Raw genomic sequence first — 13,862 nt, 5'->3', positions numbered from 1 at the left:
CTTTCTTTTTTTCTAATTAATTATTTACAAGGTAATAGTCCCGAGTTGTATGATTTATAATCTTTTGCCATCTTCGTTATCAAGCCTTGTAAATAAGGATAATCATATTTTTCTTTAAGACTATTATATTTTGCTGCTGGAATATTCTGACTATTATCGCTTGCTAATTTTTGATATTTGTCTAATTGGTCTTTCAATTCGCAAGTTTTACTGCTATAAGCTTCCACTTTTTCGGTAAGTAAATCTTTCGTTTTAGCAAGTTGTTCAAATTCCTTCAAATCAATCAATTCTAAATTTTTCAATAACTTTGAACTAAGCTCCTCGTCATATCTCTTATCAAAAACTGTTTGAGCATCTAGATTAAGCTTGTACAGTTTGATATAAGCAATATTAAATCTTATTGATTTTTTTGCTAATTCTTGATCTTCTTTAGTTTTTGATGTATCTGCTATAATATTATCCAAGACAACATTATAGTTGTGATAAGCAACTGTGTCAATCTCTTTTGACAATCCACGAGTGGAGAATAGAGTCTGATTGTCTTTGTAATTCTTTTCAAAAAGTTTAGTAAAGAAGATTTCGTTATTGTTTTTAATGATCCGTTGATAATCAAATTCTTCTTTTTTTTCTTTTACAGGACTTGCTTTAGAGGCGTTTTCTTTCAACTTTTGTATTTCCTGCGTAAGTTTTTCATTTTTTTGCTTAAGGTCAGTATTCTCTTTTTGAAGGTCAGCCTTATTTTGACTCCAAACAAATACAGACATTAATAGGAAAAACAAAACATATTTTTTTTTCATAAAACATTTATTTAATTAATAGAGGTTGCTTCAACATAATTGACATAATCACTAAAATACTTATTCAGCTTGTTAATGTTATTTGCTTTGGTTGCAGCTACTGATTTCCTTCCTTTTAATGCAGGTTTTGATGGTAAATTTTCTAATTCCGCCTTTAAACTTTTAAACTGATTCGCATTATAATACTCAAATGAACGTTTAGTAAATTTATCAACCTCATTAGGTAAAATTACGTTGTAGTAATTGACTTGATTGACAATTCCTGAGTAAGAATTAATTTTAGCGTTATCGGCTCCAATTGTGCTGAGATGAGACAAAATTGGAGCTAGAGCAGCGTCATTAATAGGATCAGCATTAACAATATTATCTGCCTTTTTAAAAGAAAGCGCTATGTATTTACTTTTGAGGTCTTTCGTTAAGTTTTCGCCAATAATAGGTGTAAATAGCTTTTGATCCTCTGATGATGAAATTTCTTGTAATAAAGTATTGTAATTAGATGCTGATATGTCATCTATTGATAGAGCATCAATCTTTGCTTGCAAATCCTTATGATTAGAAGTAACGATTGTAGTTTTTGCTTCCTTAACAGATGGTGTGGAAGGTGTTTTTATAAACATAAAACCAACCACCAAAAGTCCTGCTACTACGGTACCTCCCATAAAGTATAAAGTTCTTTTATTGTCTTCCATGATTATTGCTTTTTATTTTCAACTCCTTTTCTGACTTCACTTACAGGATTGCCAAGTCCATCACTCTTTTTACTTTCTTCTTGTTCTTGCACTTTTTTCGTAGTTTGAGGAGTCTTTTTTATCTCTTCTTTTTTCCCTATTGGTGCTGTCGTATTAGATGTTGACTGAGCAGGTTTTGGCGCAGGTGAAGCTGCTACTACAGGATTTGAAGCGTCTTTTGAAGCATTCTCTGCTGTCGTTTCTGCTTTTACATCTTTTTCAGGTATTGATTTTCCTGAAAAATTTTCTAACGAAGAAATTACCAGACTATCTATAGAAGCATCTTTTATTAAATCCTTTAAATCTTGTTTGTTTAATGGTTTATAGTTTTCTGTACTTTTGCAATAAAACCACTGTCCAGCCTCTTTAAATTTGAATTTGTAATCTTCTAATCCTGAGATATTATCAGCTACTAAAACCACATCTTTATTATCTGGCGCTAACTTAAAGTTATATGTTGCTGGACTTACATAGGTCGTGTCCTGTGTCTCAGTAACAAGCTCTTGTTTCTCACTAAATAATTTTGGTGCAAAATAACCGCCTGCGCCACCAAGTATAAGGCCTAAGGCTCCAATTAGTATATAATTTCCAATAGGTGCAGATTTTGAAGATGTTTGTATTGTACGCTTTGGCTTTTCAGGTACATACGGTTTTCTTACTTCCAGTTGATTGCCAATTAGGTTTTTCCATTTTTTATCACCCACTTCCTTGTAGGTGATTTTATCGGAATTTTTGCAAAGAATAGAAAACTCTGACTTCCTATTAAAATTAACCTCTTGATCATTAACTTTAATTGCTTCTAAATAGTTGTCCGGATTATTAACCTTAATCTTAACAGAAGAACTAGTAGCTTTCTTCAAACCCAAAGTCTCAGCATTACTAGAATCTACAGCTGTATTTTGGTCAAAAAAATAAACTTTTTCGAAGCTTTTCAATCCTTCACTATTAATTAGATCATTGATTTTACTAAAGCCATCCATGTAGTGGTAAAACTTAGCTTTTTCAGTTTGGGGAACAAGTATTAGTTGTTTTTCTTCTTCGATCACAACACTATTGAGGATGTCATCATAATTTTGATTGTGCAGATTGTTAGTTTCTAAAAATGATAGGTATTTTTCATTAATTCTTCCTAATGCATCCTGAACATCAAGAATTTTTGAATTTTGACTTATTACTAACCTTATAGCATAAAAAGCATTTCGCCCACTCTTATCAACGACGTTGGAATTAATATAAGAATAAATTTTAAAGCTACTATTGTTAAATAACGAATACATGAAAGAACGATGGGAAATTTGAGCCACCTCACGTTCATCTTGTACTCCTTCGTTATTCCTCAACTGCTGTGCTAATTCTTTATTAAAGATTATATCATATCCAGCATAATTTCTATCAATAATTAATTGTATATTTTTCATATCATTTTCTTTTTTAAAACAATTTCCCCCAAAATTTCCCACCTTTTATCACGAAGCTATCTTTCAAAAGATTATCTAAAATTACTTGTGGGTAGACCGTATCAAAGCCCTCCAAGATCTTATCATACTTAACATTTCCTATACTGTAAGGAAAAATCTTAATTTGGAATTTATTTTTTGAGCGATCTCTTGCATCTTTGCAATTATTAACAAGCCCCAAAAACTCTTCCTCCAAGAACTGCATCGCATGATCCGGATCTGAGCCATTAGAAAAAGCAAAACGGGACTCTTTAAGAACATCAAACTTATTAACGACAAGATAAATGGCTTCCGTTTGTTCAAGCACGCCATGGTCTCTAAACATATTGAGAATATTTATATATACTGTACTCTGATCTAACTCATCAAACATATCAACTTCAAATTTATTTTCGTTAGCTAAAGCATCAATTACAAAAATTAAGATTTTTTTGTTGGAATTTTTAACATATTTAATAAACCCTTGTACTTCTTCAGTATCAATTCCCTCATTAAAAATTTTGTTGTAATTTTCCCCCGGTACTTCAACAATATTAAACGGATGTGTTGCACCTTGCTGGTCTTTTAACGAAGTGGCAATATAATTATAAGAACCTGACTTAGTTCCTTTTGGTACAACACCAAAATCAAGATCTTTTAGTAGTTGTGCTTGATACACATTACCTGCATTGTTATAGGAATCTGGGATAATGATTCCTTTTTTATGCGCATATTTTAACAATCCTGCCAGCATTGTAGATTTACCTGTTGCAGGTAAGCCAATAAAAAAAAGATCGGTTCTGCCTGCCTGCATCGTTGGGAGTTCTTCAACTTTATAAGATCTAACAATCCTAGGTGTTTCGTAATATTTCAAGGAAGTTACTAATCTTTGAGAAAGGCCAGCTCCTAACAAATCTTCATATGAATATACTTGTAGTCTAATGTTATTCATAATTTCTTCAACCTTGATCTTATTATTAATAACTTTCTCTATTTCTTCTCTTTTTTTATCAATAATTGGTGGTGGAGGCGGCGGTGGTAAGATAACTGCTTCGCCACGTAATTGTTGCCTCTTTTTTAGTTCATTAACTTTTCCAATCTCTAGATTGAATTGTACAAATTCGTCAATACTTATGTGTCCTTGTTCAACAAAGTTATCCAATGTTTCAACTGTAAACGTATAACTATTACAATCATTAAGGATTTGTTGTTTAGTAATTTTATCCATTTTTTTTTAATATTAGATTGCAACACCACCATCTATTTTTCCTTGTTCTAATTGCTTTTTACTTCCTCCACCAACAGTAATCTTATACGTAAAATAAGGGATTAGTATAAAAAGATGTATTAAAATTATAATGATTGCAGGTATTGCGTAATCAGCTTTATAGATTTTATTTAACTCCAAAGGTTTATCAAGTGGTAGATTCTTACTATTGCTATTGTATGTGATTTGTGACTTATCTAATGGTAACTCCTTAAGCATAGTGTTAACAGAGATATAAGATTTAGCAATAAATTCATTGAGGCCTTCATAATCTTTCATTAATGTAAGACGATCCCAATTATCAAATTTTGCTTTGTATGTGTTCGCAGGAAGTGTTATTGTTTTTTCAATGTTTTTCTTATTGTTTTCAATCTTTAGACGATAGGGTTTTAATTTGGCATCAACTATTTCGGAAACGTTAATAAAAGCTGGTGCAGACAATACCTCCTCATTAATACTAAAAGGCTCAAGATTTAACTCGTTTCTTAGGACATTGCTTTTTGTGGCTTTGTAATCATTTAACTTTTTGGTTAGAGTGCCTTCATAATTAAGTAAGTCATCGTGAGAACGCTGATTGTAAATCTCAGCAAGGGCTTTTACATTAGTAATTTTTTCATCCGTTTCCTTTTGGATTTTCTCTTTGAAATTTAATTCTACGTTTAATGTATGAACCATTAAACCAAAACTTACAGCACCAAAGAATAAAAAAACCAAGAAAAATAGTGATTGTGGTGTTATATAGTTTTTATTGATAATAATTTCTTTGTTCTTTTTGAGAAACTGAATAATGAAATAATAACATACCACCACAAATAAGCTCGCTAATAAGCTTACAGCATAATTACCGTTGGTAATATAAAGTAGTCCCATAAAATTCCCCAACATAAGAACCAGTAGAAAAATGGAGGATACGATGTCTACAAAAAGGAAATTTTCTTGTTTCAAAATACTCATAATATTGTAATTAATTAAATTTTAAAATATTTATATTGTTTTTATTCTCTGAATTTTTGTTGATCATATTAATAACCTCTTTATAACCAATATTTTTATTTTTGGCTTTTAGCGTTGCCACAAAACCTGAAATAATTGGTGCAGCCATACTTGTCCCGTCTAAATACTCATAGCTATTATTGGGTTTAGCACCAAGAATGTGTGTGCCGGGAGCATAGATTGATGTTAGTTTTCCAAAATTAGAAAACTCGGCTTTCTCATAGTTTTGGTTGTATGCACCAACTTTAATAGTGTTTTCCGCGCGTTGAAATGGATCAAATCCTGTTAGCATATTACTATTCCCTGCTGCAATAACACAAATTGTTTTGTTTCTTTCTGCATAATTGAATAGCTCCTTCCAAAAATCTTCTTCATCTTTTGCACCACTAATTATAAATTGATTTTGAATATCCAAGGGAATTCCTTCATTGAAGAATGCGGCACCAAAAGACATATTAACTACATCTGCTTTATTTTTTATCGCATATAGAATTCCTTTGATGATATAAGTTGAAGTAATCAAACCTGAACTGTCTTCAATTTTTACAGGGATAATATTACAAGTTGTACAAACGCCTTCATAGTTGGTTGTCTTGTCATATCCAGCCGCTAACGACGCAATATGTGTTCCGTGGTTTGCATCGCTAGGTGCCACATTTTGAGAATTTTCTGTGACATTATATGGATTCGCTATTCTTCCTTTGATTGCAGGATGCTCTAAATCAAAACCATTGTCTAGAATAGCTATTTTAACATTAGAAGCTTGATTCCTACCTTCAATATTACTAAGATTTGCAGCATCTAGAAACCATTCAGAGTTATTACTTATTGTATACCCTGTTTTAAAAATGCTCTCGTCCCAAACAAGAAGATCATAATTTTGTAAACGTTTCTTAACATCATTTTTAAAAGAAATTCTGACGTCTGCTGGCAATTTAATTTGAATATAGTTTATTGTGCTATCAGCATAAACTATTTGATAGTTTGCATTATATTCTCTGCTAAAATCATCTATAAAACTTTTAGTACGGTTTGTTGTATCTTTAATTGCAACGTTAACATAGTTGGATAATAGTTTTCGTCCAGAATCGCTGTCATCAATTATCTGAGGATTTTCAATTGGTCTTAAAACATAAACAGAAGGATCAATAATTCTATTTTCTACACTTGCCAGCTTATTATTATAATTTTTTGCAAAAAGAAAAAACCAGAATAGTATGCTAACAATAAGTGCTAGCAATAAAAACAAATAATAATAGAATGGATATTTTTTCATTATTCAGGACAGTTCAATCTATAAATCCAAACAGTTTTTTCATTTGGTGCACTTACCTTTACAGTACAAAAATCTGGTTCATTAGAATTAGGTTCATACTGCCAAGAAATTTCTCCAGTATGCGAAACTAATCCATGTGTTGTTGCTACAATTTTACCGTTATAAAATACCGTAAATTCATCTGGAACATTTTGTGCATCATATTCTAAACGTACCACTCCACCCTGTTTTCCAAGGTTATGATCCGTAATTGTTTCTCCTTGTCCGCCAGAATTTACGATTGCATTACAATCTACAACATTTGGTTGTGATGGCTTTATAGGATCTTTTAGCCTTTGACAATCTGCTAATTCATTTTTAAGTCTATTGTAGTCATCAATGTTATACGATTTATTATTCTGCCATAAAATAGCATAGATTAAAATTCCTAGCAGGAAAAAAATCAACAGATAAAAAAGCCACCAATTTCTATAAAAAAAAGTATTCATTTAGTCAATAGTTATATCGTTTTGAATAAGTAAACAAGGACGATTAAAATAAGAAGAACTACAAGCAACCACCAGTACTTTGCAGCAAAGTCTTTTAGAAAGTCAAGGAAACTCTTTTTAGGTTCTACTACTTCATCTTCAATAATATCATTCTTTATGAAGAAATCTTCTACTTTTTCTGGTTTTTGTAAAAAAGGATCTTCAGTTATAGGCTTTTCATTTATTTCTGGAATAGAATCACTTTCTACAGGCTCATTTTTGTGCTCGTCAACATTTTCAGATGTATCAATTAATTCATTTTCTTGGCTTGATGGATGATCGCTAATAAATTCTCCAAGCATCGGTCTTTGGATACTATTATTTTCGAAAACCCACCCCCAAATAATACAAAAATCAGAACCATTGGAATAAATAACATTATTTTTAGGTTCAAACACTAGCTCTAAAAGTGTTATCCAATTTTGAGCATCTTCGTCATTAGAACTTGATAGCTGCTGAATTTGCTCTTCTAATTTATCCTTAAAGTGCCAATATTGATTTAATAAAATATTTTCTTCATGAGTAATTTCACTCAGATCAAGAAATGGTGAATACCATTCGATTTCAAAACCATGCTTTACAGGTTTTGCTAGTAGGTTTTTATACTCAGAGCCAATTCTTGTCTTTATAAAATTCTGAACCTTATCATACTGGTTAAAGAGATAAGTATTATCAAACGAAAGTGGCTTATACTTTTCAGTAGATAATTGATAAAATTTATACATCTTTAATTTTTAGTTTAATGTTAATAGTTTATAATTCTCAACAATTGACTTAAGTTGGTTATTGGAAGCTTCATCATAATTAACAAAACCACTGTTAACGACTAGTGAAAGTCTCATAAATTCGATCCATCTATTGTATTTCTCTAAGGCTATCGTATTAACATCTAAATTGGTATTATCAAATAGTGAGGCAACCGTTTTGTTATCTGTTGGATTTTGTCTTTCAAAAAAGGTAGAACGATTATCTACGTTTAGATTTTTCATTTCTAGCCTTTCTTCCTCCGTCAGATAGTTGATGTCAAAATTGTATGCAATATCATTGATAATTATAGAAAATGTTTCAGCAAGAAATACTTCATTAGTTCTAGCAGAATCTATTTCAGAAATAACATCATTTAGTATCTTAATCAATTTTTTTCGTATTTCTCTTTTTTGCACAACAACAATTAAATGTTGTAGTAGAAATTCTAAACTATTTCTAGAAATACCAAAATCCGTAAAGGAGTTAAAGCGTTTAGCATCAAGCAATCTGTTTTTCCAAAAATCAATAACCAAATCAGTAAAATATTCAGCTTTAGTTGAGGAGTTTTTTGCAACGAATATTTCGTCCTTTGCAATGCCCGAACTTAGAAGTAATTCCTCGACCTCTTTCGTGCTAGGTAACATCATATTACTGCGCAATATTTCTAATGCTTCGTTATAACTAGAGGCTGTGGCTAAATCTGGGTAAGTAGTCACTAAGATCGAACTAGCCGACGTACTTCCCTCTTCTATTTTGCTTGTATCAACATATAAGTTTTCATTCAATAAATTAAAAACTTCAATTGGTTGCAAAGAAATTTGATGTATAAGTTCATTGAACACTCCTAAATCCCTAGCAAGCGCCATATTAAATTGCAGCTGAAATTGGGACATTGCAGACATATTTTTATTTTTATGCTCCGTAATATCGTCTGTTTTAATATAGGTGCTAAGATTACGTTGCAGTTCTTCAACTGTATTATTCAGTAAATTAATATAATGGTTAATTTTAGTATAATTGGTAGAAACCTTCTCGAGATTTGTAATTATTAGCTCTGATCCATCTTTGTTCAAATCTGTTGCTTCATGCCACGATTCCTCAGGTTTTCTGAAATGCTTTTGTACAAAAGGAAAATTGAGAAATGTCTTTTTCATTGCATTGATGAATGGAACACGTTCTTCTCTAATTTCTGTTTCGATATTTTCCGTTTCGTATCCGTCGTACGTATCTGTAGAATATTTATAATCTCTTAGTAGATAAAAATTTGTAAAGTCTTGAGATTGATGGCTCCATTGCATATGCCAATCACGAGATTTTGTAACAACTTCATTTTCGAAAAAACGTACAAATCTCGTATCCCATTTATCATTAAGTTTGTTTTCATTAATTAGATAACCTTCGTCGTTAGTAATGTCATATCGAAGCTGATTATTAAAAAATGTAAATATCACAAAAAGTGGATAGATTTCGGACTTACCCAAAGAATGTGATCGATCATCAATGTTTGAACCAATATTTGTAGAAATCCAATTATATAATAAGTATGATAGTTCACTTACTTCCAATAGCTTATCATTAGTACAAAAAAGCAAATTATTGATACTGTAATCATCACTGTATTTGTTGAATAAGTAAGATACCTTGCCACGTAACAACATATCAGACAAATTACTTTTTACACTATCCTCTTCAATGCCCAATCTTGATCTAGCTCCAGGGAAATCTAATAAATCAGAATTTTTCAGGAAGGGTTTTGTATCTATTAAATCCTTTGGTATGGAAAAAATAAGTTCAGACAGGAGTGCTGACAAATATGAAATGTTAATTTGTATTTCGGAGCCACTATCTAGCTTAAGAGTTGTAAACTCTATGTTAGTATAAAATTCTAAAAGTCTCTTCACATCAAGAATTTCACCTCCAGCCCTAAGGACATCATTAAACTTAATATAGCCTTGTGATGTGAAATGGATACTGTTCAACTTACTCAACAGATCGCTAAACAGTCCGGAAAGATCCTCATTATTATTCCAAAGTATTTCAAAAATCGATGTCCATTCTTTATAATCAAAATATTCGATAATAGATGCTATTCTTTCAAAGTAACGGGTTTCTGTCAAACCTTCAAAAAGCAAAGTATGCTTCGATAAATGATTTCCAAAATACTCTTTTACCTCCAAAACATCCTGCTCAGACAAGTAGTTTTGTTTTACACTATCTTTTGCAAGTTCATATTTTTTAATATGAGACTCTATTGCACGACGATTATTAATTGTCGCACTAGTAATCTTTTTTAAATCTAGAAAATAAGAATCTAGAATAATTGTTAGGATATCTTTTGCCGATAAAAGTTTGATTCTAATAGGAAAATCTACAAATTTGATATCTTGGTCAACCGAAAAACGCGTAACAACCCCTGTACTTTCTTTACCCGTTCCCGCAGGATTAATATCTTTCAAAAAATCGTAGCTATCTTGGTTATTGATAATTTTAAAAGATTCTCCTTTTTGGCTTAACAAATTTTTGATTAGATAAGATTTCCCTACTTGACTCGCTCCAAAAACAGCAATAACAGGTTTAGCTTCAATATTCGAAGCAATCTTATTTAATTTATTTTGTGCCCTCTTCAGCGATAACAAGGTTTTACTTCTATCTTCATGCTTTAGATTTCCGTCAACCCACTTTATCGAATCAGCTATTAACAAAGACTTTTCGGAGATATAACTTTTTATTTGGTTTACCTGTTCAGGAGTATAATTTTTCACATCCATTTCTAATTAACATTTAAAGTAAACTCACAAGTATCCAACCAATAATCACCACCAATACTAGGTAATGTTTGATATCCTAATGTGAAATATTTTATTGATTTGTTATTACCATCAGAATCCTCTACACTCTCAATCTTTACAATTTCTTTACTTTCTTCATAATCACGAGAAATAACGATTTTCAAAGGTAGATTCTGATTAATACTATTGACTTCAACATCAACTTGATTTTTCAAATACTGTGCATCTCGCCCAGCATATCTCTGCTTGACAATTGTTTCAATTTCCTTTCTATTAATCTTGATTGTATAAAGGTCAGAGTAAGGATAATTTTTGGTTTCAAATTTTGAATATCCAAATTGATAAGGCAGATTTTTAATAATTAGAGTATTTTCATTATTAGTCGGTGTTAATAATACTTCTTTTGTATTCTCTATATTTTTAACCAGGTAATCAGCTGTAGAAACATTGTTTTTTGCTAGCCTGCTAGTGTCAATCTTAATATCCTTTAGTTTTATTAGTTTGCCAGACATTAATGCGATTATTGACCCAACGCCAACAATAGTTTTTGGATCATCGATAAAGCCATTATTATCGGTAAAAGGATACCACCTTCCGATCCAATAATTATTTAGATTTATAATATTATTTGGTGATGTAGTCAGATATTTTCTAAAAATATCTTCGAAGCTTTTCAATGAAGCTGGCTTGCCAGATAATACCACGTAGTCACATTGGTAATGGTTGAGCAGAACTGAAAGCTGTCTAATTAAACTATCAAAGATACTTCCCACAATTTCATTTACTTTCTGCGGGGATAGCTTCCATTTTATGTCTAAGAAACTAAAACCAAAATGCCTTTCAAAATAGGTTACTAACTCTTTATTAATAAAAGGTTTGCCAATTATCTCTTCAAAAGTTTTGAAAGGCGCTTCATTTGTATTTGCATTGTTTAAATATTCTAATGCAATTGGTATAGCCACTTGATGAATAAACGCTTTTCTAATAACCTGCCCTTTATACCCTAGTAAATTAGAATCTTCACCGAAAAAACCATTCAGTTTTTCAGAAACATTTGTAATTCCCTTAGATTTAAGGATATTTTCAATAACTCCCGTACAAGATTCGTCGTTCCCATCTTTTACAACACCCTCAATTATAATTTTCTGAATTATTGCTTTAAGAAGATCATCACCTGCATTTTTAAATGTATCCCAAAATACAGGTACTGGTTTAATACTTTGTAAATCCTGATCAGCATTAAATGTATATCTATTAATTGATAAATCTGTTGTTCCAGCTCCTATATCAATTGACCCAACAACTATACTGTCTCTATTTTTGAAAAGATAATGGTCTAAAACGTAGGAATTATTTTTCAACTTTTTTGCAAATAAACCATATATAAAAACAAGCTGACTACTAGTTGCTTCATCATAATGCCAATCTGTCCTTTCCTCAATTCGAGATTGCTTTAGTGCTAAATCCTTAATAGAAGGAATTACCTCAGGCATCTCAAACCAAAAATTATTGATTTCGTCATCAAAATAAAACTTAATATAAGTATTTAGAAGTTTACATGCATCTTCTGCTGCCTGACGAAGAGCAATTTGCTCATGCTGTATCATACCTGTTGGACATGATATTGTAATACGTCTTAAAGTTCGTGGCACCGTCATATCACCGTGTTCTTCCCGAAATTCAAATGAATTAATTTGCACATAAGCATGCATAATCATTTCCAAAAAGACGAACTTCATTAAAGACTTCCTAGAAAACAATGCCTTTGAGCCAAACAATCCACCCTTTTCAATAGATGAGCCATCAGATTTTAACTGTTCGGAGATGCCATTGAGGTATACTTTTTTTACTTCATTAGATTTAATTGGATTAAACTCCCATTCTCGATCAGCAATAACATCGTCCCAAAGATATCTTTTAGGGCTAGAATTATAAGTTTTTAATTCATAACCCAAACTTAGATCTGTTACAGACTTATTTATTAAATATTCTGCTTCATATCCAATTCTCACAAAACTAGGAACTATAAATTTGTTGTTGTGATATACTTCATTATTTAAAGAACCAAATTTCGAATCAGAGAATATGAGATTCATGGGGAACGGTTTATCGTACTGATCATTAGGATTAGTATAATCCTGAATTTTCAACTTTTTGACGCTGTTAAAATCAAAACTATTGTCATTCTCATTTTCAAATAATAGTGCACAAGTAGATGAATTACCAATATCCACAACTAAGTCAACTTCTTTTTTTCGAACATCATTAGTAAACAATTGTATCTCTGGAACTTCTGCCAATGATGCCAACCAATCAATTAGCAAAAAATACGCAGATGCATATTGCTTAATAGGCTTCTCATACCTTTCTTCTTCGTCATTTTGATAAAAAATATCTTCAAGATAAGAGTTTATCCATGCTGTTGATGACTCTTTACTAAACAAAAATTTAGAAAGGTTTAAATGATCCGTATACAGCTTAAAAATATTTTCGTCCGGATTGAGGCTTAATAAGGGACTGGTTTTGTCCAATTCATCTTTAGCTAATAGAGTGTCAACAGCCAAAACAATTTTAGCCAACCTAAAATCAGTATCAACTTCAAAATAAATTCTCACCCAATCCGTTGGAAAAAGTGTGTCTTTATTAATAGAATTATCCTTGAAATAAGGAAGTGGAATCCACTTCTTCTGGAAGCGTTTAAAAGTACGTTTTAGATTAGTTTCATCAAAATATGAATCAATATTCTTTAAACTAGATAAATCTGCTCCATGTTTTATTTTCCCGTTGACCAACAGATCATTATCTACTAAATCCTGATTTCTATAAAATCTATCTTCATTTTCAATTTTTGTTAGTGGATCCAATATAAATCCTAATGACAAAACATCAAATGGCTCATGAAAATAAAATTTGTTAGCTTTTCCAAAATTAAGATCAATCTCAGATTCGAATTTATAATATTGCAGACTTGAATTTGCAATTAAAGAGATTCTCTTCATTAATAGTTATTGTTATTATTGATTAACCAAATTATGTTAATTATTCTTAAATTAACAAAGCAGTAAATATACAAAATGCAATTGAATAAAAAATACGGAAAACCGTAAAAAGTAAGTAAAGTAAGTAAGGTTTTGAAAAAAACTTTTTCATAAAAATTAATTTGAAAAAAAACTATTCTATATGAGGTATTGAACGCAGAAGAATGAAGTGCGCTTCGTGGTTTGCTTTGTTCTACTCTATTTCAGCATTTTTTTTTCGGAGGAAAAAAATAAAAAAATGTTTTGTCGTTTTTAGCTTACTTT

10 protein-coding genes are annotated in these 13,862 nt (G+C 31.0%); all 10 read right to left on the bottom strand.

The features are described 5' to 3' along the window. Window positions 1-20 precede the first annotated feature (20 nt). The 10 genes from ACQQ6V_RS02475 to ACQQ6V_RS02430 are packed head-to-tail and all read right to left on the bottom strand — an operon-like array spanning window position 21 to window position 13,559. Window positions 21-797 carry a hypothetical protein gene (locus tag ACQQ6V_RS02475; RefSeq protein ID WP_448844014.1) on the bottom strand — a complete coding sequence of 259 codons (777 nt, stop codon included), beginning with the start codon at window positions 795-797 and terminating at the stop codon, window positions 21-23. 11 nt (window positions 798-808) lie between these two features. Beyond that, window positions 809-1,486 (bottom strand): hypothetical protein, encoded by a 678-nt coding sequence (locus ACQQ6V_RS02470; RefSeq protein ID WP_448844013.1) that lies wholly within the window; start codon window positions 1,484-1,486, stop codon window positions 809-811. A gap of 2 nt (window positions 1,487-1,488) precedes the next feature. Then, window positions 1,489-2,943: a hypothetical protein gene (locus ACQQ6V_RS02465; protein WP_448844012.1), complete on the bottom strand. Its 1,455-nt coding sequence runs from the start codon at window positions 2,941-2,943 to the stop codon at window positions 1,489-1,491. 13 nt (window positions 2,944-2,956) lie between these two features. Beyond that, complete coding sequence (locus ACQQ6V_RS02460; RefSeq protein ID WP_448844011.1) at window positions 2,957-4,189, bottom strand: hypothetical protein; 1,233 nt, start codon at window positions 4,187-4,189, stop codon at window positions 2,957-2,959. 12 nt (window positions 4,190-4,201) lie between these two features. Beyond that, window positions 4,202-5,182 carry a hypothetical protein gene (locus ACQQ6V_RS02455; RefSeq protein ID WP_448844010.1) on the bottom strand — a complete coding sequence of 327 codons (981 nt, stop codon included), beginning with the start codon at window positions 5,180-5,182 and terminating at the stop codon, window positions 4,202-4,204. A 10-nt stretch (window positions 5,183-5,192) separates the two neighbouring features. Next, window positions 5,193-6,497 carry a S8 family peptidase gene (locus tag ACQQ6V_RS02450; protein ID WP_448844009.1) on the bottom strand — a complete coding sequence of 435 codons (1,305 nt, stop codon included), beginning with the start codon at window positions 6,495-6,497 and terminating at the stop codon, window positions 5,193-5,195. Beyond that, a complete protein-coding gene (locus ACQQ6V_RS02445; RefSeq protein WP_448844008.1) occupies window positions 6,497-6,985 on the bottom strand; it encodes a hypothetical protein in 489 nt (162 codons plus the stop codon). The genes ACQQ6V_RS02450 and ACQQ6V_RS02445 overlap by 1 nt, the downstream gene beginning before the upstream one ends. An 11-nt stretch (window positions 6,986-6,996) precedes the next feature. After that, window positions 6,997-7,749: a hypothetical protein gene (locus ACQQ6V_RS02440; RefSeq protein ID WP_448844007.1), complete on the bottom strand. Its 753-nt coding sequence runs from the start codon at window positions 7,747-7,749 to the stop codon at window positions 6,997-6,999. Window positions 7,750-7,758: 9 nt separating this feature from the next. Beyond that, complete coding sequence (locus ACQQ6V_RS02435) at window positions 7,759-10,539, bottom strand: virulence factor SrfC family protein (protein WP_448844006.1); 2,781 nt, start codon at window positions 10,537-10,539, stop codon at window positions 7,759-7,761. A gap of 2 nt (window positions 10,540-10,541) precedes the next feature. Then, window positions 10,542-13,559, bottom strand: a complete 3,018-nt coding sequence (locus ACQQ6V_RS02430; RefSeq protein WP_448844005.1) for a virulence factor SrfB — start codon at window positions 13,557-13,559, stop codon at window positions 10,542-10,544. Between the last annotated feature and the right edge of the window lie 303 nt (window positions 13,560-13,862).

This window comes from Chryseobacterium electrogenes (genome assembly GCF_053553015.1).
The sequence above is the reverse complement of the archived record's forward strand: the minus strand, read 5'-3'. Positions and strand labels throughout refer to the sequence as shown.

Coding starts and splice junctions, on each gene's coding strand:
- ACQQ6V_RS02465 (WP_448844012.1), bottom strand. CDS start 2,943: ATGAAAAATATACAATTAATTATTGATAGAAATTATGCTGGATATGAT.
- ACQQ6V_RS02435 (WP_448844006.1), bottom strand. CDS start 10,539: ATGGATGTGAAAAATTATACTCCTGAACAGGTAAACCAAATAAAAAGT.
- ACQQ6V_RS02470 (WP_448844013.1), bottom strand. CDS start 1,486: ATGGAAGACAATAAAAGAACTTTATACTTTATGGGAGGTACCGTAGTA.
- ACQQ6V_RS02460 (WP_448844011.1), bottom strand. CDS start 4,189: ATGGATAAAATTACTAAACAACAAATCCTTAATGATTGTAATAGTTAT.
- ACQQ6V_RS02450 (WP_448844009.1), bottom strand. CDS start 6,497: ATGAAAAAATATCCATTCTATTATTATTTGTTTTTATTGCTAGCACTT.
- ACQQ6V_RS02475 (WP_448844014.1), bottom strand. CDS start 797: ATGAAAAAAAAATATGTTTTGTTTTTCCTATTAATGTCTGTATTTGTT.
- ACQQ6V_RS02455 (WP_448844010.1), bottom strand. CDS start 5,182: ATGAGTATTTTGAAACAAGAAAATTTCCTTTTTGTAGACATCGTATCC.
- ACQQ6V_RS02445 (WP_448844008.1), bottom strand. CDS start 6,985: ATGAATACTTTTTTTTATAGAAATTGGTGGCTTTTTTATCTGTTGATT.
- ACQQ6V_RS02440 (WP_448844007.1), bottom strand. CDS start 7,749: ATGTATAAATTTTATCAATTATCTACTGAAAAGTATAAGCCACTTTCG.
- ACQQ6V_RS02430 (WP_448844005.1), bottom strand. CDS start 13,559: ATGAAGAGAATCTCTTTAATTGCAAATTCAAGTCTGCAATATTATAAA.